19 protein-coding genes are annotated in these 20,943 nt (G+C 59.0%); 13 read left to right on the top strand and 6 right to left on the bottom strand.

The window, feature by feature from the left end:
- The first annotated feature begins 60 nt into the window (after nucleotides 1-60).
- From BLU63_RS26710 to BLU63_RS26685, 6 genes are all read left to right on the top strand, one after another.
- Nucleotides 61-495 (top strand): hypothetical protein, encoded by a 435-nt coding sequence (locus BLU63_RS26710; RefSeq protein WP_010460541.1) that lies wholly within the window; start codon nucleotides 61-63, stop codon nucleotides 493-495.
- A 1-nt stretch (nucleotide 496) separates the two neighbouring features.
- Nucleotides 497-1,069: an adhesin gene (locus tag BLU63_RS26705; protein WP_083376684.1), complete on the top strand. Its 573-nt coding sequence runs from the start codon at nucleotides 497-499 to the stop codon at nucleotides 1,067-1,069.
- Between the two features lie 53 nt (nucleotides 1,070-1,122).
- The gene (locus BLU63_RS26700) at nucleotides 1,123-2,553 is read left to right on the top strand and encodes a hypothetical protein (RefSeq protein ID WP_042932036.1); all 1,431 of its coding nucleotides are present in this window, start codon (nucleotides 1,123-1,125) and stop codon (nucleotides 2,551-2,553) included.
- A 62-nt stretch (nucleotides 2,554-2,615) separates the two neighbouring features.
- Entirely contained in the window at nucleotides 2,616-3,296 is a 681-nt protein-coding gene (locus BLU63_RS26695) for a C39 family peptidase (RefSeq protein ID WP_077747799.1), read from the top strand.
- Between the two features lie 33 nt (nucleotides 3,297-3,329).
- Nucleotides 3,330-4,082: a hypothetical protein gene (locus tag BLU63_RS26690; RefSeq protein ID WP_083376683.1), complete on the top strand. Its 753-nt coding sequence runs from the start codon at nucleotides 3,330-3,332 to the stop codon at nucleotides 4,080-4,082.
- A gap of 46 nt (nucleotides 4,083-4,128) precedes the next feature.
- Nucleotides 4,129-5,409: a hypothetical protein gene (locus BLU63_RS26685; protein ID WP_010460551.1), complete on the top strand. Its 1,281-nt coding sequence runs from the start codon at nucleotides 4,129-4,131 to the stop codon at nucleotides 5,407-5,409.
- Between the two features lie 72 nt (nucleotides 5,410-5,481).
- Here the strand turns inward: BLU63_RS26685 and BLU63_RS26680 are convergent, their stop codons facing one another.
- On the bottom strand, nucleotides 5,482-6,807 hold the full coding sequence (locus tag BLU63_RS26680) for a sigma-54 dependent transcriptional regulator (RefSeq protein ID WP_010460554.1): 1,326 nt from the start codon (nucleotides 6,805-6,807) through the stop codon (nucleotides 5,482-5,484).
- Between the two features lie 342 nt (nucleotides 6,808-7,149).
- Between BLU63_RS26680 and BLU63_RS26675 the strand changes: the two genes are divergently transcribed.
- From BLU63_RS26675 to nhaB, 3 genes are all read left to right on the top strand, one after another.
- Nucleotides 7,150-7,416 carry a hypothetical protein gene (locus BLU63_RS26675; protein WP_010460556.1) on the top strand — a complete coding sequence of 89 codons (267 nt, stop codon included), beginning with the start codon at nucleotides 7,150-7,152 and terminating at the stop codon, nucleotides 7,414-7,416.
- A 271-nt stretch (nucleotides 7,417-7,687) separates the two neighbouring features.
- The gene (locus BLU63_RS26670) at nucleotides 7,688-8,977 is read left to right on the top strand and encodes an NHL repeat-containing protein (protein ID WP_010460559.1); all 1,290 of its coding nucleotides are present in this window, start codon (nucleotides 7,688-7,690) and stop codon (nucleotides 8,975-8,977) included.
- A gap of 77 nt (nucleotides 8,978-9,054) precedes the next feature.
- Complete coding sequence (gene nhaB, locus BLU63_RS26665; RefSeq protein WP_010460560.1) at nucleotides 9,055-10,557, top strand: sodium/proton antiporter NhaB; 1,503 nt, start codon at nucleotides 9,055-9,057, stop codon at nucleotides 10,555-10,557.
- A gap of 89 nt (nucleotides 10,558-10,646) precedes the next feature.
- Here the strand turns inward: nhaB and BLU63_RS26660 are convergent, their stop codons facing one another.
- Genes BLU63_RS26660 through gnd form a run of 3 tightly spaced genes read right to left on the bottom strand, consistent with a single transcriptional unit; the run spans nucleotide 10,647 to nucleotide 13,968 of the window.
- Nucleotides 10,647-11,471, bottom strand: a complete 825-nt coding sequence (locus tag BLU63_RS26660; protein ID WP_083376682.1) for a Cof-type HAD-IIB family hydrolase — start codon at nucleotides 11,469-11,471, stop codon at nucleotides 10,647-10,649.
- Nucleotides 11,468-12,991, bottom strand: coding sequence for a glucose-6-phosphate dehydrogenase (zwf, locus tag BLU63_RS26655; protein WP_083376681.1), 1,524 nt, complete (start codon nucleotides 12,989-12,991; stop codon nucleotides 11,468-11,470). Before zwf ends, BLU63_RS26660 begins: the two co-directional genes overlap by 4 nt.
- Nucleotides 12,988-13,968, bottom strand: a complete 981-nt coding sequence (gnd, locus tag BLU63_RS26650) for a phosphogluconate dehydrogenase (NAD(+)-dependent, decarboxylating) (protein WP_083376680.1) — start codon at nucleotides 13,966-13,968, stop codon at nucleotides 12,988-12,990. The genes zwf and gnd overlap by 4 nt, the downstream gene beginning before the upstream one ends.
- Before the next feature lie 272 nt (nucleotides 13,969-14,240).
- On the opposite strand from gnd, the gene BLU63_RS26645 reads away from it, so the two are divergent.
- The 4 genes from BLU63_RS26645 (at nucleotide 14,241) to BLU63_RS26630 (ending at nucleotide 19,124) form a co-directional block, all read left to right on the top strand.
- Nucleotides 14,241-14,423 carry a DUF6026 family protein gene (locus BLU63_RS26645; protein ID WP_077747795.1) on the top strand — a complete coding sequence of 61 codons (183 nt, stop codon included), beginning with the start codon at nucleotides 14,241-14,243 and terminating at the stop codon, nucleotides 14,421-14,423.
- A gap of 209 nt (nucleotides 14,424-14,632) precedes the next feature.
- Nucleotides 14,633-16,378, top strand: coding sequence for a phosphoethanolamine transferase CptA (locus BLU63_RS26640; RefSeq protein WP_083376679.1), 1,746 nt, complete (start codon nucleotides 14,633-14,635; stop codon nucleotides 16,376-16,378).
- Between the two features lie 202 nt (nucleotides 16,379-16,580).
- Nucleotides 16,581-18,818, top strand: a complete 2,238-nt coding sequence (locus tag BLU63_RS26635) for a TonB-dependent siderophore receptor (RefSeq protein ID WP_083376678.1) — start codon at nucleotides 16,581-16,583, stop codon at nucleotides 18,816-18,818.
- A 96-nt stretch (nucleotides 18,819-18,914) separates the two neighbouring features.
- On the top strand, nucleotides 18,915-19,124 hold the full coding sequence (locus BLU63_RS26630) for a hypothetical protein (RefSeq protein ID WP_010460570.1): 210 nt from the start codon (nucleotides 18,915-18,917) through the stop codon (nucleotides 19,122-19,124).
- 56 nt (nucleotides 19,125-19,180) lie between these two features.
- Here BLU63_RS26630 and chrA read toward each other — a convergent pair whose 3' ends face one another.
- Both chrA and BLU63_RS26620 read right to left on the bottom strand, forming a co-directional pair.
- Complete coding sequence (chrA, locus tag BLU63_RS26625) at nucleotides 19,181-20,389, bottom strand: chromate efflux transporter (RefSeq protein ID WP_083376677.1); 1,209 nt, start codon at nucleotides 20,387-20,389, stop codon at nucleotides 19,181-19,183.
- 6 nt (nucleotides 20,390-20,395) lie between these two features.
- Nucleotides 20,396-20,887: a GNAT family N-acetyltransferase gene (locus BLU63_RS26620; protein ID WP_077747791.1), complete on the bottom strand. Its 492-nt coding sequence runs from the start codon at nucleotides 20,885-20,887 to the stop codon at nucleotides 20,396-20,398.
- Nucleotides 20,888-20,943: the final 56 nt, after the last annotated feature.

Genomic DNA, 20,943 nt, shown 5'->3' with positions numbered 1-20,943 from the left:
GCTCTCTACCTCGCAACGCTGATAAGGGCCAGCGTTCCATTTACAGAAGGAATTGCCGCCGTGGGGAAATTTGATAGAAGCATCTTTAGCCTGCTGATCGGATGCGCACTGGGCTCAACAGTCTGCCTGCCCGTGCAGGCTGACAACGGCATCATAACTATCAAACGTGATGTGCAGACCCGCAACGCAACCATCCCGCCGCTCATCCCCGACCCTAACCCCACGACCGTCAATGCCAACCCGTCCAGACAAATTCTCCAGCAAACGAACGAGTTGAGCGACGGCGATTTTGCCAACGTCGCCAGTGGTGCAGGCATCAACCGCCTGGTCACTCAAAACACTAACAACCTGGGCGGCAACATCAGCAACCAAACCCAACTGTCCAACCTCCCTGCCGGACGTTCGGGAAATTCAGGCAATGGCATTGCCAACATGGTCAATTCCAACATCCAGCAAGGCCTGGGTGCTCTGAAAATCATAACGGGAGACCGTTAAGATGAATCGTTCGCTGCTGATGATCGCCATGTTTTGCAGTGCATCGACCTTTGCCCAACCTCCCGTCATCAATAACGCCAACATCGACGGCTCGGGTATGCAGTACCAAGGCAACCTCACGGTCAACCAGGCGGCGGGCGATCTTCAGCAACAGGCCAACGCCCGGGCCATCGCTATTGGTACCAATGCCAGTGCGACCACGCAGATTCGCCAGCGTTTGCGCACCGTTGTCGACCCCAGAATTGATGCTCAGTCCAACATCCAGGGCGACTCCTTCAGTCACGGCAACGGCGTACTGGGTGTCAACCAGAGCGCGGGCGCCAGTAACCAGCAAGCCAACGCACTGCGGATAAGCATTAGTAAACAGCCGCAAAGCATCGACGACAGCGTCCTCATGCAACAGAACGTGGCGCTGCTCAACAACTCCGATCCAACTGACTCTGCACCAGGCCATCGCCAGGTCACTACCAGTGACCAGGCATTCACCGGTAGCCGTGGGGTGATCCAGTTGAATCAGAGCGCCGGGGTGGGAAACCGAATGGCCAATACCCTGAGCGTAAGGGTCGTGGATTGACCCGAAAAGGTAAGAAACAACACTTAACCTAAAATAAAGTACGGAGAATCACCATGAAACCTTCGATGGCACTAAAGCCTCTGGTTTTCGCAATTGCTGCGGTCATGGCTGTTGCTGTACAAGCTGGGCAAAATGATCGGCGTGGCAACCATCATGGTCATCACAACGGTGGCCAACAACAAACCCCTCCTGCAAGAATGGTCCCAATCAATGCGACTGCCAATGCGACGGACCGGCAGAACAGTACCGGCAATAGCATCTGGAATGAAGGGACAGAAAACTCGGCCGAGATGAGCAGTTCGGCCGCAGGCGCGAGCGGCAACGTCGGCGTCAACGTGGCGGCAGGTAACGGCAACCAGCAAGACAACGCCGCCGCCATCGCCAACGCAGCCTCCGACAACGCCGCGATCGATAACAGCTTTGTGTTCGGCACGGCCACTGCCACCGCTGACGTGAGGCAAGTCAGCAACAATAACCGCGTCGACAACTTTGGCTCCACCAACTCTGCCGTGATGAGCGGATCCGGCGGCGGTAGCAGCGGCAACATGGGTATCAACATTGCTGGCGGCGATCTGAACCAGCAGAAAAATACCATGGCAATTGCCAACGCCAATGCTCCACTGGGTAATGCAACCGCCACCGCGTCCGCCGTTCAAAACGGTCCCGGCCTGATCGTGAACAACAACGCTGATCGGACCTACCGCGTTGATACGATCACCGTTACCAATACGGCGAGCGGCAGTTTCTCCAAAGATAAGTCGTTTGAGGCAAGCGGCAGTCAAAGCGCTTCTTCCAGCTGGAACAAAGCCGGTTCCAAAAGCTATGACGCCAGCGGGTCAAAAAGCGTTGATATAAGCGGTTCTCACAGCAGTAATGCCAGCGGTTCCAACAGCAGCAATGCCAGCGGTTCCAACAGCAGTAGTGCAAGCGGTTCTTCGAGCGCTTCTTTGAGTGCATCCTTGAACGCTACGCTGGACGCTACTTCGGCGGCTTCCAACTCCACTACCGTCAATTTTGGCTTCGGCGACCGCACCCGCAGCTCGTCTTCCGACGCATCGCTTAACGCATCGCTCGACGCGACGCTTGATGCATCGATAGACAAATCGTATGACAGATCGCACGACTCTTCGTACGACAGATCGCGCGACTCCTCGTACGACAGATCGCGCGATTCGTCGTTCGAAAAATCGTATGACAAGTCGTACTCGAAGTCGTCTGACTCCTCGTACGAAAAATCGGGCAGTCAATCGTCCGAGTCTGAGTATGCAAAAGCGAAAAGCTACAGTGAAAGCAGCTCTTATGATTTGAGCAACACCTACTCTTATCAAGTGCTGACTCCAACTGGCTGGGCCAACCCTGTGACCAACACTGCAACCCTGAGCGGTTCGGTGAATGGCGGCAGTGGCAACCTGGGCGTCAACGTGGCGGCTGGTGTGGGCAACCAACAAAGCAACTCGTTGGCCATTTCCAACCAATCGTTCTAAATGCTGTCTCTGGAGGCCCCCTTACGGGGGCCTTTTTCAACATCACCAGAGGGCGTCCAATCATGCGTATTCTCGCCTTGGCATTTTTGCTTTGCGTGGCCACTGTGATCGAGGCCGCACAAATGCCGCTCTCCATCCTGCCGGGCGGCGCGTTGGTGTACAAGCCGATCCAGAGCGTTCGCGAGCGCAAATTTGCCGACCTGGTACAACAGAAAACCGACTTCAGTTGCGGCGCTGCGGCGCTGGCGACCATCTTGCGCCAAGCCTATTGGCTGGACGTGAATGAAGAACAGATCATCGAAGGCATGCTGGCACACTCTGATCAAGATCTTGTCCGTGTCCAGGGCTTCTCCATGCTCGACATGAAGCGTTACGTGGAAAGCATCGGCATGCGAGCCCGTGGCTATCGGGTAGCACCGGAAACGTTGAGTGATATCAGAATCCCGGTAGTGGTCCTCATGGATATCCGTGGCTACAAACACTTTGTGGTCATGCAAAGAGTCCATCAGGGCTGGGTCTACATCGGAGATCCGGTGCTCGGTCATAAACGCTACAAAGTCGACGACTTCATCAAAGGCTGGAACGGCATCATCTTTGCCGTCATCGGCCAGGGTTACGACAAAACCAATGCGTTGCTCGACCCGCCCATGCCGCTGACCGCCAGGAACCGCGTCAACGCCTTTAGCCCAGTGCAGGACGCAGAGTTGATGGATTTTGGATTTATCCAAAGCGACTTCTTCTAATAACAAGGGAGCACGACGCTCCGGGAGCATCCCATGAAGACTCCAATCTGGCTGGCCGTGGTCTGCCTGGCTGCCAGCCTGCCGACCCAGGCACAGACGTTCAAACCCATTGAACTGAAGGATCAGGAACTGGCGACTCTGCGAGGCCGCTACGTCATGCCAGGACGGATTATCAGTTTCGGCATTTCGATGACCAGCACTTGGCAAAATGCCAATGGTGAAGTGATCGGGGCAACGTCCACGATGCAAATTCAACAATCGACCATCAAGCCACAGTTTTATGTGTCGATGATCGACGAAAAAGGGAATGGATCAACCCGTTCGCAAGGCGCCAGCACGGGCACCGGCACCGTCACTGGCGGCAACGGCCTCAATACCACCGAAGGCGTCACTCAAGTCGTACGGGCTGCCGGCGACAACAATACGGCCTACAACAACGTTGATATCAACGTCACCAAGGCAAACCAAGCGCCAACAACGCAACAGCAGGGCCAGGCACTCGCCGCAGGCTCAACGTTGGTCGGCAACAATGGCGCGGGCTCAATGAGCGTTACCTCGACCGGTACGGGTGTGCAATTCAACATCGTGGCCAACAACAACCAGGGCAATACCGTGCAACGCCTGGCCCAGGGTGGCCTGATGCAGAACACGACATTGCTCGGCAGTAGCAACCAGGTCCGCAACCTCACATCCTTCAATGTCGTGCTGCGTGACAACGTGCCGTCAGCCGGATCGGTGAGCGGCAATCTGGACCAGCTCAAAGGTCTTCGCACTCTCGGATTCTGATCTACGCTCAGTCTCATCAGATGTAGTCAGAAGGGACGGCTAACCCATGCAACGATCTTCAACGTTCAGAGCTTTGGTATGTTTGAGTAGCCTGGCCCCGGCCACAATGCTATACGCAGCACCGGACCCCCAGGTCGAAATCCTAAAACAAGAACTCATGGAGTTGAAACAGCGTTACGAAGCACAACAGAACGCGTTGATGGTACTTGAGCAACGCGTTCGCCAAGTCGAAGAAACACCGCAGCCACCAGTTCCCAAGCGCCTGACCAAATCCCCCGCCGAACCCTCCCGGGGTAACCAGGCGGTCGCCGCTGGTGCGCCGGGCACCACCGGCAGCTCCTATGGCCAATCGCTCAAGGACGATTCGGAACCTGCGCAAAGCGTTTCCAACCTGTATGACGAAGCCAGCGGCTTCTTCGGTGGCGGCAAGTTCAGCGTCGAAACCGGCCTGACCTACACGCACTACGATACCCGCGCCTTGACGCTTAACGGCTTCCTGGCACTGGACTCGATTTTCCTCGGCAACATCAACCTCGACCGCATCAAGGCCGACAACTGGACCCTGGACCTGACTGCCCGCTACAACGTGGCACAACGTTGGCAGTTCGACATTAACGTCCCCGTGGTTTACCGCGAATCAACGTATTCCTCCGGCGGCGCTGGTGGCGCTGGTCCGGTGACGTCTGACGCCACCGTGACTCGCGACCCGACCATCGGCGATGTGAACGTTGGCGTTGCCTACAAGTTTCTGGATGAGTCGGTCAGCCTGCCCGATGCGGTTGCTACACTGCGCGTCAAGGCGCCGACCGGCAAGGACCCCTACGGCATCAAGCTGGTCAGCGACCCTACCAACGATAACCTGTCGGTCCCCGAGGATTTGCCGACCGGCAATGGTGTCTGGGCGATCACCCCGGGTATCTCGCTGGTCAAGACCTTCGACCCTGCCGTGCTGTTCGGCAGCCTGTCCTACACCTACAACGTTCAGGACTCTTTCAGCGACATCAGCCCTCAGGTCGGCTCCAAGGTGAAAGGGGACGTAAAGCTGGGCGATTCCTGGCAGATCGGCGCCGGCATTGCCTTCGCCTTGAACGAGAAGATGAGTATGTCGTTCTCGTTCACCGATCAGTTCGCCCGCAAGAGCAAGATCAGGCCGGACGGTGGTGATTGGCAGTCGATTTCCAACAGCGACTACAACTCGGCCAACTTCAACATCGGCATGACCCTGGCCGCCTCCGATAACCTGACGATCGTACCCAACCTGGCCATCGGCCTGACCGACGACTCGCCAGACTTCTCCTTCAGCCTGAAATTCCCGTACTACTTCTGATCCACCACAACAAAGCCCCGCTGCGACTTCAATCCCAGCGGGGCTTTTGTGTGTGGAACATTAAATCTGCGTCTAACGGATCTGATGTTTGTGCAACAAACGGTAAAAGGTCGGCCTGGATATCCCCAACACTTTGGCGGCAATGCTCAAGTTATCGCTGTGGCGGTTGAGTACATCGCACAAGGCCTGGCGTTCAGCGCGGGTCTTGTAGTCTTCCAGCGTGCCCATCGGCGCAGGAATGACGTGCTGGCTGATCAGCCCAAGGTCTCGCGCTTCGATCTGCCGGCCTTCGGCCAGTACCAACCCGCGACGTACCCGGTTGGCCAGCTCGCGAACATTGCCCGGCCAGTCGTGCTTGCCCATGGCAATCAAGGCGTCGTCGCTGAAGCTGCGGGGGCGGCGCCCGGTTTCATGGCTGTAGAAGTGGGAAAAGTGGTTGGCCAGCATGGATAAGTCGCCATGACGCTCACGCAGCGGCGCGGTGACGACCTGCAATACGTTAAGGCGGTAGTACAAATCCTCACGGAAGGTTTTTTTCTCGACGGCCGCCTCAAGGTCGACATGAGTCGCCGCCAACACCCGTACATCCACCGGAATCGGCTGGCTGCCGCCGACATGCTCGATATGTTTTTCCTGCAGAAAGCGCAGCAGATTGGCTTGCAACTCCAGTGGCAGGTCACCGATCTCGTCGAGAAACAATGTGCCGCCATTCGCCGCTTCGATCCGACCGACCTTGCGCTGATGGGCGCCGGTAAAGGCGCCCTTCTCATGACCAAACAGCTCCGACTGGATCAAGTGTTCGGGAATGGCCCCGCAATTGATCGCCACAAACGGCTTGTTGTGACGCTGGGATTGTCGATGGAGCGTGCGGGCGACCAATTCTTTACCGGTTCCGCTTTCACCACGAATCAATACCGGCGACTCGGTAGGCGCCAGCTTGCTCAGTAACTTGCGCAGCTCGCGAATCGGCTTGCTGTCGCCAAGCAGCTCGTGCTCAGGCTGATCAATATGAATCGTGCCCTGCCCGCGCAGGCGCGCCATGCCGAACGCGCGGCCCAACGTGACTTGCACCCGGGACACGTCAAACGGCAGGGTATGGAAGTCAAAAAACCATTCGCAAACGAAATCTCCGACATTTTGCAGGCGCAGGACTTCCTGGTTGAGCACGGCGATCCACTCGGTACCGCTGCGGCTGATCAGTTCTTTGACCGCTTCCGGGCGTTCCAGATGAAAAGGTTGTAATCGCAGGAGGCCGACGTCGCACGTTCGGTCGGCGGCGTTCTCCAGGGAACAGCTGTCAACATCCCAGCCCACAGAGCGCAGACCCGGCAGCAGACGATAGCAGTCGTCGCAGGGATCCACTACTAACAGACGTCGTAACGCAGGCGTTTCGATCATGACTGTTCCTTGACGCCAAACTTTAGGAAATATTATTAAAAACAGTCGTTTGGCGGATCTGGCTGTAACATTAGCAAGAATTTGACGCACCCTTGTACCGTTTGACTATAGGAACACCGCATTATTAGTTATAAGAATGAGTTTGTTAGTTACCTAACGAGTTCAACCTTTCATTCAGCTTTCAAAAACCGCTCTGCCATTGAGTATATGAAAGAAAGTTGAAATTTCTTTTGATTGAGTGTGACCTGACCCCCGGTTGAGGGCATCAGTACAAGTAACCAGCCGAACGGTAAGCCCAACCGACGGCCTGTCACTTGATTGGGCATATAGAGAGAAGACCCCATGACTGCCCCGCTCCGTATCAACGAAGCTCTTTTGATTGCCAACCGCGCATTCCAACCTTTTCAATGCGTGGCCTGGGCCCCACAAGACGGCAATGGCGAACTCAGCCTGACCATTATCGACCGCACCAATACCCACATTGGCCGCACACAAATTCCGAGCAGTACTTATTCCGACCCCGCGCAACTTGAACACATTCTTGAAGAAGCTCGCGCCGAACTGAGCGAGGAAGGTTACACCCTGCAATCGTGGTCGATGCCACACTAAGGACGTTGGCGGATGACTTAAGTTGTCCGCCTCTTCTCCTTTCTTTTAGCGAACTACGTCGGTCGTCACGCCCCCCCCATTCCAACTTGCCCGCCACGAATTACTTGGCAGGCTTGTCAGTGGTTCGAAAAGTCACTGTTCTGGCACAAAGCGACCCTCCACCTGTGAGTTGTGACAGTTGTGCAATCGAGCGTTCAGGGATTGAATGTTCTGCACACGCAGTTGCCCTCCCGGTTCCCGGGTTTCGGTCAGCTCGCAAGGAGATGCGCGCATGCCCACCCTGACTGCTTTTGCCCGACCTGCCGCGCAGCGCACGGCCGGCCTCCTCGATAAAAGCTTCGCCTCCAACGGCAAAACCCAGGTGTATTTCGCCGGCAGTACGTCGAGCATCGCCAACGGCGTGGCGATCGACTCGAGCGGTCGCGTACTGGTAGCGGCGAAAGTCGGCACTCGAAGCGGCCATTGCTTTGGCCTGGCTCGCTTGCTTGAAGACGGTTCGGCAGACCTGGCATTCGGCGCTCATGGCAGCGTCATCGGGCAATTTCAGCGCGGTCATGAGGCCATGGCGGGAAAAGTCCTCGTATTGGGCGACGGGAACATCCTGGTCGCCGGCCTGCACTATGAGGACGCTCATCGGACGCTGCCGGCCTTGGCGATGTTCGACGCGCAAGGTCACCCGGTCAGGGACTTTGGCGACAATGGATGCTGCGTCATACGCCTGCCGGGGAATCTGTCCCAGGGCGTGCGCGACGCCTGGCTCCCTCCCGGCGTACCGGGGGCCGAAGCCTGCGACGTCCAGGTACAGGCTGACGGCCGAATCCTGCTGCTGGCCAATCACCCTTTCGAACTGGCCGATCACGTCGGCCTGCTGATTCGCCTGACCGACGCTGGCGAGCTCGATACCTCCTTCAACGGCCGCGGCTTTGTCATGGTCAGGCATTTGCTGATGAACACCTGGCTCAGCAGCCTGCTGTTGCAGCGGGACGGCCGGATCATGGTCGGTGGATCGATCAACTTCCCTGAAGAAGGCTTGCTGGCGCGCTACCTGCCCGACGGCAGTCTGGATGATCACTTCGCCGTGGATGGTTTCATGACTTTCAGTGTTGAGGGGCACAGCGCTCAGGTCAGCCAGATCGTCCAGCAGGAAAATGGTGATTTGCATTGTTTTGGCAGCAGCCGCGACCCGATGCATTGCCTGGCGCTGACACTGCACAGCAACGGTCGCCCGGACGTTCATTGCAACGGTGGCCAGCCCCACCTGCTGAAAATCGGCCCCAGTGGCTGCCAGTGGAACGCCGCCCAACTCCAGCCGGACGGCCGTGTGCTGGCGGTTGGCGCCACGATTGGCGGAGTCGAAGCCGACTTTCTTCTGGCTCGGTACTTGCCGGGCGGGCAACTCGACCCTGGTTTTGCCGAGGGCACTTGTTGGGTTCGCACCCGTCTGGGGCGCAGCCTGGACACCGCCACATCAGTGGCCGTTCAGCCGAATGGAGGCATCGTCGTAGGCGGTTATTCGCTGGACGGCAACTACCGGGCGGTTGTGGTGCGCTATCTCGGCTAAGCCAACGACTTTCCCCCCACTTGATCTTCCCGTCGGCTTACGGCAAGTTGCGCGCTTCTTAATACAAGGAGTAGCCGATGTCCGGTTCAATGGCCCAGGCCTTCGCGCACAACTTTCTAGGGCACTCTCCTCGCTGGTACAAGGCGAGCATTGTCGGTTTCCTGATTCTCAACGCCCTGGTGTTGTGGACCGTCGGTCCGGTGGCGGCCGGTTGGCTGCTGGTGCTGGAGTTCATCTTCACCCTGGCCATGGCGCTCAAATGTTATCCGCTGATGCCCGGCGGGTTGCTGCTGATTGAAGCGCTGCTGCTGAAAATGACCACGCCACAGGCGCTCTATGACGAACTGATACACAACTTTCCGGTGATCCTGCTGCTGATGTTCATGGTGGCGGGCATCTACTTCATGAAAGACCTGCTGCTGTTTCTGTTCTCGCGCCTGCTGCTGGGGGTTCGTTCCAAGGCCCTGCTGGCCTTGATGTTCTGCTTTCTCTCGGCGTTTCTGTCGGCGTTCCTCGACGCCCTGACGGTGACGGCGGTGATCATCAGTGCCGCCGTGGGGTTTTACTCGGTGTATCACCGCGTCGCCTCGGGCAATGATCCGCGTCAGGACAGTGAGTTCAGCGATGACCAGCACCTGCCCAAATTGCACCATGACGACCTCGATCAGTTCCGTGCTTTCCTGCGTAGCCTGCTGATGCACGGCGCTGTGGGCACGGCATTGGGTGGCGTCTGTACGCTGGTCGGCGAGCCGCAGAACCTGTTGATCGGCCATGAAATGGGCTGGCACTTCGCCGAGTTTTTCCTGAAGGTCGCCCCGGTGTCGCTGCCCGTGCTGGCAGCGGGCCTGGTGACGTGCGTGCTGTTAGAGAAATTGCGCTGGTTCGGTTATGGCACGCTGCTGCCGGACAACGTGCGCGCGGTGTTGGCCAACTATGCCGCCGAAGACAATGCCGAACGCACTTCACGCCAGCGCGCAGCCTTGCTGGTGCAAGGCGCGGCGGCGCTGATCCTGATTGCCGGGCTGGCGTTTCATATCGCCGAGGTCGGCCTGATCGGCTTGATGGTGATCGTGTTGATCACCGCCTTCACCGGCATCACCGACGAGCACCGCATCGGCAACGCGTTCAAGGACGCGATGCCGTTCACGGCCCTGTTGGTGGTGTTCTTCGCGGTGGTTGCGGTTATCCACGATCAGCAGCTGTTCACGCCGCTGATCCAGTGGGTGCTGGCGCTGCCGGCCGATCAACAGCCGGGCATGTTGTTCATTGCCAACGGCTTGCTGTCGGCCATCAGCGACAACGTGTTTGTGGCGACCATTTACATCACCGAAGTGAAACAGGCGTTCATCTCCGGCCACATGAGCCGCGAGCATTTTGAAACGCTGGCCATTGCGATCAATACCGGCACCAACTTGCCGAGCGTGGCGACACCCAATGGCCAGGCGGCGTTTCTGTTTTTGCTGACGTCGGCGATTGCGCCGCTGATTCGCCTGTCGTATGGGCGGATGGTGTGGATGGCGGTGCCGTACACGGTGGTGATGGGTGTGCTGGGTTGGTACGCCGTGAGTTTCTGGCTTTGAGTTAGCAGGTTTGACGCCTTCGCGGGCAAGCCTCGTTCCCACAGGTCAGTGTAGGAGCGAGGCTTGCCCGCGAAGAACGATAACGCGGTTTAATCCACGTTGAGGATGTATTGCTCGATCGCCTGGGCCGCGCCGTCTTCGGTATTGGCACCTGTCACCACGTCGGCCTGGCGCTTCACCGCTTCTTCCGCCTGCCCCATGGCAATTGACAACCCGGCACGATGAAACATCGCCGGGTCATTGCCGCCATCGCCCATCGCGGCAGTCTGCTCCAGCGGCACACCGAGAAAATCCGCCAGTGTCGCCAGTGCGGCACCCTTGTTGGCGAGCATCGCTGTCACGTCCAGATACACCGGTTGCGACCGCGAGACTTGTGCCTGGCCTTCCACTTTCGGCAGCAGCTGCGCTTCCAGCTCAATCAACAACTGCGTGTTGTGGCTGGTGGCAACAATTTTGTCGATGCGCGTCAGATAGGGCTCGAAACTCTCGACCACCACCGGCGGATAGCCGAGGCCGTGCTGCTCGCGTGGGACCATCGGCCCGCTCGGGTCTTTCAGCAACCAGTCACCGCCACTGAACACCCAGATTTCCACGTCCGCCTGATCGGCAAACAGCGCCAACGCCGTCAGCGCAGCCGTGGCCGGTAAATAATGCGCGACCAGCACGCTGCCGTCCGGATGGACGATCGTGCCGCCATTGAATGCCGCCGTCGGCAGGTCGACACCGAGGGCTTCGATCTGCTGCAGCATGGCTTTCGGTGGACGCCCGGTGGCCAGGCTGAACAGCACGCCGGCCTCACGTAACGAACGGACGGCCTCGATGGTGCGCTGACTGAGGCTGTGATCGGGCAGCAGCAAAGTGCCGTCCATGTCGCTCAGCAGAAAACGGATGGATTGTGGCGTGACGTCACTCATCCGAGGCTGTGCCAGACGTGACCGTCGCGGGCCAGCAGTTCATCAGCCGCCTCCGGGCCGTTCTCGCCCGCCGGATAGCGCTGCACGCTCGCGTCCTGCTGCCAGGCATCGAGGAATGGCTGCACGGCGCGCCAGCCGTTCTCGATGTTGTCGGCGCGCTGGAACAGCGTCTGATCACCCGTCAGGCAATCGTAGATCAGCGTTTCGTAGCCGGTGGACGGCTGCATTTCAAAGAAATCCTTGTAGGCAAAACCCAACTCGATGTTGGCCATTTTCAAGGCCGGCCCGGGCCGCTTGGCCAACAGGTCGAACCACATGCCTTCGTTGGGTTGAATCTGAATCCGCAGGTAGGTCGGTTGCAGCTCATCGACCTCGGTATCGCGGAACTGCGCGTAGGGCGCAGGTTTGAAGCAGATGACGATCTCGGTGTCACGCACGCTCATGCGTTTGCCTGTGCGCAGGTAAAACGGCACGCCGACCCAACGCCAGTTGTCGATCATGACCTTGAGCGCGACGTAGGTTTCAGTGTTGCTGTCGGACGCTACGTTGGCTTCCTCACGATAACCCGCCAAGGATTTGCCATCGAGTTCGCCGGCCGTGTATTGGCCACGCACCGAGTTGGCCCGCGCCTCTTCCGTGGACCACGGACGTATCGCGCCGACCACTTTGGCTTTCTCGCCACGGACTGCATCGGCGCCAAAGGCTGCCGGCGGTTCCATCGCGACCATCGCCAGCAACTGGAACAGGTGATTGGGCACCATGTCCCGCAAGGCGCCCGTGTGTTCATAAAAACTGCCACGGGTTTCCACGCCGACGGTTTCGGCGGCGGTGATCTGCACGTGGTCAATGTAATGGTTGTTCCAGAACGCTTCGAACAGGCTGTTGGAGAACCGGCTGATCAAAATGTTCTGCACGGTTTCCTTGCCCAGGTAGTGATCGATCCGGTAAATCTGGTTTTCCGACATCACCTTGAGCAGACATGCATTCAACGCTTCGGCGGTGTGCAGATCGGAGCCGAACGGTTTTTCGATCACCACCCTTCTGAACGCTTCGGGTGTCTCTTGCAGCAAGCCGGCGGCGCCGAGGCGGCGCACCACTTCACTGAAGAAACGTGGCGCGGTGGCCAGGTAGAACACCGCATTGCCCGTGCCGCTGGCGGCGATTTTCGCCGCCAGCGCTTGATATGTGCTGTCGTCCAGGAAATCGCCCTGGACGTAGCTGATGCCTTTGGCCAGTTTGGCCCACAGCGCCGGGTCAAGGGCTTCATCGCCCTTGCCGACTTTGGTGGCCGCTTCGGTGCGGATGAAATCTTCAAGCTTCCGCGCAAAGGCTTCGTCACTGATGGCGTTGTGGTCAACGCCGATGATCCGCAGTCCATCGCCTAGCAGACCGTCGCGACTCAGGTTGTACAGCGCCGGCATCAGCAAGCGCTTGACCAGGTCACCATGGGCACCGAACAGAAACAGCGTGGTCGGTGGTGCGGGTTCTGCTTTCGACTTATTGCGGATCAAACGGGTCATTTTTTCGAAGTCTCCACGTGGCCGCCGAAGCCGAAGCGCTGGGCCGAGAGGATCTTGTCGCCAAAGGTGCCTTGGCCGCGCGAACGGTAGCGCGAGAACAACGAGTTCGACAGCACCGGTACAGGCACCGATTGCTCCATGGCGGCTTCGATGGTCCAGCGGCCTTCACCGCTGTCAGCCACGGAGCCGGAGTACCCGTCGAGTTTCGGATCGCTGGCCAGTGCGTCGGCGGTCAGGTCGAGCAACCACGACGACACCACGCTGCCACGGCGCCAGACTTCGGCGATGTCGGCCACGTTCAGGTCGAAACGTTGGTCTTCCGGCAGGTTTTCGCTGGCTTTGGTCTTGAGGATGTCGAAGCCTTCGGCAAAGGCCTGCATCATTCCGTACTCGATGCCGTTGTGGATCATCTTCACGAAATGGCCAGAACCTGCAGGGCCGGCGTGGATGTAACCGCGCTCGGCGCGATCGTCTTCCGACTTGCGGTCCTTGGTACGCGGGATGTCACCTATGCCGGGGGCCAGGCTGTCGAACAGCGGATCTAGGCGTTTCACCACCTCGGCTTCGCCGCCGATCATCATGCAGTAACCGCGCTCCAGGCCCCAGACGCCGCCGGATGTGCCGACATCGACGTAGTGCAGGCCTTTTTCCGACAGGGTTTTCGCCCGGCGGATGTCGTCCTTATAGAAGGTGTTGCCGCCGTCGATGATGGTGTCGCCGGCTTCGAGCAAGGTGCTCAGGGAGTCGATGGTGTCTTCGGTCGGCGCGCCGGCCGGCAGCATGACCCACACCGCACGTGGCTTGGCCAGGCCTGCGACCAGCGCCGGCAAGTCGATGACGCCCTTGGCGCCTTCTGCTGCCAGGGTGTCGACGAAGGCGGTATTGCGGTCGTAAACAACGGTGGTATGCCCGTTGAGCATCAGGCGACGCGCAATATTTCCGCCCATGCGGCCCAGTCCAATAATCCCGAGTTGCATGTGCTGATGCTCCCTACTACAAATAAAGTGTGTCAAAGGTTATAGCCCAACGCGACCAATGAGGGTTAGTCCAGAGCGTTGGCGTGAAGTTTCCGGGCATTGTGCCCGATCCTGACTGATAACGTCGGAAATCGAACTCAAGACACAACGACCATGAAAAATAAAAAAGTTCCCTTCAGGGGCAAAAGAAATCAAAATCGGTGCCGATAGTAATACAGCACCCGATGTCGGGGCGGTTTTACAGTTGATGCACGCCATTTGCGAGGTGAGCAATGGGCACAGTACAAGCAGCACGGCCAGCACAAACCCTTTACGTCACGATCCGTCGTGATGAATTGCGCCAGTTGAAAGAAGAGCGCGACCTGTTGAAGCAGGAGCTCGCGCAGCTGCGCTTACTCACACAAAGCTCTTCGGCTCAGCCCTTGCCCGTCACCGCGCGCGCACCACACGCCTGATCCCCCGCCTGACTCGGAAACAGCCTTCTGCTGTTTCCGACACCGCTTCCCAGCCTTGCCGTTTGCGGCAACTCACAAAGTTTTCACATCGACGTGTTGATACTCCGGCTCATTATGGCCGCTCGGTATCCGCGCGGTTTCCGTTCGTCGGCAACATGGAAGGCTCCCGACGGGTCGACGCGATTTGATATTTTTGGCTGGAGCGCTGAATGACTGTGTTTAAACGCAGCAATACGACTGCGAAAGGTTTTGATTGGGCAGGATTTCTCTGGTTGTTCCTGTTCTTCTGGTATTTTTCCGGCATCACCCAATTACTCATTCAATTGACGGGCACCTCGGGCTTCACCGGGTTCCGCCAAGCCTTTGTGATGAGCGCCATCTGGCTCGCGCCGATGCTGCTGTTCCCTAGACAGACACGCGTCATGGCCGCGGTGATCGGCGTGGTGCTGTGGGCCTGCTCGATGGCCAGCCTGGGTTACTTCTTCATCTATCAGCAGGAATTCTCCCAGAGCGTCATCTTCATCATGTTCGAATCGAACATCAGTGAAGCGGGCGAGTACATGACCCAGTATTTCGCCTGGTGGATGGTGGCGGCGTTCCTCGCCCACACGCTGTTTGCTTATTTCCTGTGGACCCGCTTGCGCCCGGTGTACATGCCCCGTGGACGTGCGCTGGTGGCTGCAACCGCCATTCTGGTGGCCGTGGTCGGTTACCCGCTGATCAAGCAAACCGCGCGTACCGGCAGCCTGGCTGGTGGCTTCGAAAAATTCGAAACCCGTATCGAGCCGGCGGTGCCTTGGCAGATGGCAGTGGCGTATCACCGTTACCTCGACACCCTGGCCGGCATGCAAGACATGCTCGACAGCGCGAGCAAGATCCCACCGCTCAAGAACCTCAAGGACACGATGGCCAACCAGCCAGCGACCCTGGTGCTGGTGATCGGCGAGTCCACCAACCGTCAGCGCATGAGCCTCTATGGCTACCCGCGTGAAACCACGCCGGAACTGGACAAGCTCAAGGATCAGATGGCGGTCTTCGACAACGTCATCACCCCGCGCCCGTACACCATCGAGGCGTTGCAGCAGGTGCTGACGTTCGCCGACGAAGAAAACCCGGACCTTTACCTGTCCACACCGTCACTGGTCAGCATGATGAAACAGGCCGGTTACAAGACCTTCTGGATCACCAACCAGCAAACCATGACCAAGCGCAACACCATGCTCACCACGTTCTCCGAACAGGCCGACGAGCAGGTGTACCTGAACAACAACCGCAACCAGAACGCCGCGCAGTACGATGGCGACGTCATCGCACCATTCAACAAGGCCCTGGCAGACGCCGCACCGCGCAAGCTGATCGTGGTGCATTTGCTCGGCACGCACATGAGCTATCAGTACCGGTACCCACCGACCTTCAACAAGTTCACCGATCGCAAAGGCGTGCCGGAAGGCGTGCGTGACGATCAGGTACCAACGTACAACAGCTATGACAACGCCGTGCTGTACAACGACTTCGTGGTGTCGAGCCTGATCAAGGACTACGCCAAGTCAGATCCGAACGGCTTCCTGATGTATCTCTCGGACCACGGCGAAGATGTCTTCGACTCCGTGGGCCACAGCACGCTGGGACGCAACGAGGCCAAGCCGACGGCGCCGATGTACACCATTCCGTTCATGGCCTGGGCTTCGCCGAAATGGCGTGAAACCCACGACTGGAGTTTTGCCGGTGACCTGGCACGGCCTTACAGCAGCTCGCAGCTGATCCACACCTGGGCGGACCTGGCGGGTCTGAGTTTTGATGAGCTGGACCGCAGCAAGAGCCTGGTCAGCGACAGCTTCACGCCGCGTCCATTGATGATCGGCAATCCGTATGAGCGTCAGTCGCGCCCGCTGATCGACTTCAGCCTGATGAAACCGAAAAGCACGCCGACCGATCCGGCAGTCGCGCAGAAATGATGCGCTGAGGGATCGGCGCCGATCTTTCACTCAGTCGAGAACCCTGCGGGAGCTTGCTCCCACAGGGTTACACCAGCCCCCGCCATAACCTCTCCGAAACATCTTAAAATAACAATAATTCTCGTTTAGACCTAAATCCCCTCTCCCCCCTTCGTCTTTGAACAAACGGAATTTTTCCCTCGAAGACAAGGAGTCGGCTGCGATGTTCGCGCCTATCACCCGTTCCATGACCTTTACCCTGGGCCTGTGCAGTGCTGCGCTGAGCCCCGACCTGCTGGCTGAAACCGCCCCGGATCAAGAGCCGAGCCACACCCTTGAACTGGGTGCAACCAATGTGACAGCCCAGGGATTGGGCAGCACCACCGAAAACACCGAGTCATACACCACCGGTGCCATGAGCACCGCTACGCGGCTCAACCTGTCGATCAAGGAAACGCCGCAATCGGTGTCCGTAGTCACGCGCCAGCAAATGGACGACTTCAAACTCGGCACGCTTTCCGAAGCCATGAGCCAGACCACCGGCGTGGTGGTTCAGCACAACGATTCGGACCGCGTCAGCTATTCGTCCCGTGGTTACTCGATCAACAACTTCCAGATCGATGGAATGCTCAACACCTTCAGCTACATGAAGTCCGATTCCGACACCATTATTTACGACCGCATCGAAGTGGTTCGCGGCGCGACCGGCCTGACCACGGGCGCCGGCGATCCTTCCGCGACGATCAACATGGTGCGCAAACGGCCGACCGCACAATGGGAGGCCCAGACCGGTGTCAGCGGCGGCAGCTATGACGATTACTACAGTTACGTCGATGTCGGCGGACCGCTGGCCTTCGACGGCCGCCTGCGCGGTCGCGGTGTGCTGGCTTATCGCGACAGCGGTTCCTACCGAGACAAGTACGCGTTGCAACGGGAAGTCGGCTACGGGATTCTCGAAGCCGACCTGACTGATGACACCGTGCTGGCCGTGGGATATGACTACCAAAACAAACAGGTGCAAGGCACCTCTTGGGGCACCGTGCCCTACTGGAATGCTGACGGCAGCAAAGCCAACCTCGGACGCTCGACCAACATGGCCACACCGTGGAGTTCCTGGCCACTGAAAGACAAGACCGCGTTTGCCACGCTGGACCAGCAACTGGGCGCCGGCTGGCACCTCAAGGCCGCTTACACCCACCGTGAGAGTGACACCGACGGCAAGATCTACTACGGCGGTGGCGGCTTCCCCGAGGCAGATCGCAGCGGCATGATCGCCAACGTCAGCCACATGGTCGGCACGCAAAAAATGAAAGCCTATGACTTCAACGTGTCCGGCCCTTATTCGCTGCTCGGGCGTGAGCACGAAATGATGATCGGCTATGGCGAAGCCGAACGCATCGAAGACAACCCTTACACGGTAGACGGCCCGCGGTCGCCGGATTACGAGAAAGTCCCCGACTGGAAGTACATGGGCGGCATTCCCAAATTCCCGGACACCGTCACCGGCCTGAAAGGCTCCGATGAAAGCACCCGGCAAAAGGCCGGTTACCTGGCCACGCGACTGACCCTGACCGACGACCTGCACGCGGTACTCGGCAGTCGCTATGGCACGTGGGAAATTTCAAGAAAGGCCAACCAATACGACGGCAATCTGCAACTGACCGGTGTCGAATCCACCAGCCAGAAGCACAACGACATGTGGACACCTTACGCCGGGCTGCTCTACGACATCACGCCTGAATACACCGCTTATGTCAGCTACACCGATATTTTCAAGCCGCAGGACGAGCGTGACAGCAATCACAACTACCTCGAGCCAGTGGTCGGCAGCAACTATGAACTGGGGCTCAAGGGCAGCCTGCTCGAAGAGCGACTGAACCTCGCCACCGCGGTGTTCTGGAGCAAGCAGGATAACGTGGCCGAACTCGACGACTCGGTGCCACCGGACCCGGTCACCGGAGAGGAGTTCTTTAAATCGGGCGGCAAAGGCAACAAAGTCCAGGGTTTCGAAGCCGAGGTCTCAGGTGAAGTGATGGCAGGCTGGAACATGACGGCCGGCTACACCTACACCCACTCGGCCAATGGCGAGAAGCAGCGCAACAACACCAACCAGCCGTTGAACATGTTCCGCTTCTCCACGGCTTACCGCTTGCCCGGCGACTGGCAGGCACTGACCGTGGGCGGCGCCGTGAACTGGCAAAGCGACGTCTACCGCGCCGCCAGACGCCCGGTCGGCCGTGGCGCCGATGGCGAGATCATTACCGCCAGCACCCACATCCGTCAGGAGGCCTACACGGTGGTCAAACTGATGTCGCGCTACGCATTTGATCAGCACCTGTCAGCTTCGCTGAACGTCGATAACCTGTTCGACAAGAAGTATTACGACAACGTCGGCTTCTACAACGGCGTCTACTGGGGTGACCCGCGCACGGTCACCCTGAGCCTGGACTGGAAGCTCTGACGCAGATCATATCCAGCTGACGGAATCGGCGGATAATGGCCAGGCAACATTGGTTCATGGACGAAAGAGCACCCTATCCGCAGTAGGAGGCACACCATGAAACGTACCGCGTTGATCCTTGCCAGTCTGATGATGTTCGGTTCGACCGCAGCCTTTGCCGAAGGCGGTGCCGAGCGCATGAGGTATTACTTCGAAACCCTGCACTTCAAACAACAGCAGGCCAACGGCATCGAGACCAGGACGATCGAGCTGAGGGTTCCGAACGATCAGACCGCGCAAGTGACCGAAACCTATCGGCCGACATAAACGATGGCAAACGGGCGTTCTGAGGGACGCCCTTTTTTATGCCCGCTCGACAGTTTTCACGCGCCCAGCAGCACCCCGCAAAACCCGCCCAGCAGCACCAGTAACCACGGCTGGCACCGCCAGAACAGAAGCGCCATCAATGCCAGGACCGCCATCAGAACATCCAGCGGCCCGAGGATCGAGGTGGTCCACAATGGCTGATACAACGCAGCCAGCAACAACCCCACCACCCCGGCGTTGACCCCGGCCAGCGCCGCTTGCACTCGGCCAATGCCACGCAAGCGCTGCCAGAACGGCAGGACGCCGATCACCAGCAGCAGCGACGGCAGGAAAATCGCCAGGACGCACACCAGCGCGCCGCTCCAGCCGCTGATGGACGCGCCAAGGAACGCCGCAAACGTGAACAATGGTCCTGGCATCGCTTGCGCGGCGGCGTAACCGGCGAGAAACACGTCATTGTCGAGCAATCCCGTGCTCACGACCTGGCTTTGTAACAGCGGCAACACCACATGGCCGCCGCCAAACACCAGCGCCCCCGTGCGGTAGAAACGGTCGAACAGGCTGGTCAGCGAGTCCGGCCAGTAATGCGCAATCAACGGCAACCCCAACAGCAACGTCACGAACACAGCCATCGCCAGCCAGCCGGCCACGCGACTGACCCGAATCGACAAACCCTCCCGTGGCGCTGCATTGGCGTTGTGCAGCAAGACCAGGCCGATCAGCGCCGCCACGGCCATCACCGTCAGTTGCCCGCCCATCGTTGGCCAGAGCAACACCCCGGCAGTCGCCAGCAGCGTGATGGCCACTTGCACCGGACCTCGGCATAACGTGCGGGCCATTCCCCACACGGCCTGGGCAACCACGGCGACGGCGACAATTTTCAGCCCGTGAATCAAACCCGCCGGCAACGCCCAGCCACCGTGGGTGATGCCCAATGCCAGCAGCGTCAGGATCAGCGCCGAGGGCAAGGTAAACCCTGCCCACGCCGCCAATGCCCCCCAATAGCCGGCGCGGGACAAACCCAGCGCCATGCCCACCTGGCTGCTCGCCGGGCCCGGCAGAAACTGGCACAGGGCAATCAGTTCGGCGTAGGCGGCTTCGCCGAGCCAGCGCCGACGCGCCACGAACTCGTCACGAAAATAGCCCAGATGGGCGACAGGACCGCCAAACGAGGTCAGCCCCAGGCGCAGAAAGATCAGGAAAATCGCCCACGGCTTGTCCGTTTTCACGGGTGCCCTGCCTTGCGCGTCATCGAGGCGGCTCATGTGGCGTTAAAGGTCCTTGGTCCAAAACAGCATTCGGCCATGGGCCGGGTCGAACATGCCGGGGGCAAATCCGAACTTGCCATAAGACGCCTGCGCGACGGCATTACCCTCGAGGACTTCCAGGGTGATCTTGCAGCAGCCGCGCTGGCGGGCGATGTCTTCAACTTTTTGCAGCATCTTCTGGCTCAACCCCAGGCCGCGAAACCTGGGCATCACCGCCACATCGTGCACGTTGACCAGCGGCCGGCAGGCAAACGTCGAGAAACCTTCGAAGCAATTGACCAGCCCGGCCGGTTCGCCACCGACAAACGCCAGCACGCTGAATGCATGAGGACGCTTGGCCAGTTCCCCCGGCAGTTGCCGCAGGATGTCTTCGGGCAGTGGGTGCCCGCCGCCCATCGGGTCTTCGGCGTAGGCATTGAGCACCACACCGATCGCCTCGGCATGCAGCCCATTGGTGTAGCTGGCCTGAAGCACCAGAATGTCTGCGGATTCCATTTCCATCGTCAACGTCCCGTCAAATTGGCCCAGCGCGTCGCTCGCGCCGGGAGGTC

Origin of the sequence: Pseudomonas mandelii (assembly GCF_900106065.1) — a bacterium.
GTDB lineage: Bacteria > Pseudomonadota > Gammaproteobacteria > Pseudomonadales > Pseudomonadaceae > Aquipseudomonas > Aquipseudomonas mandelii.
This window is presented reverse-complemented; position numbering and strand designations above follow the sequence as displayed.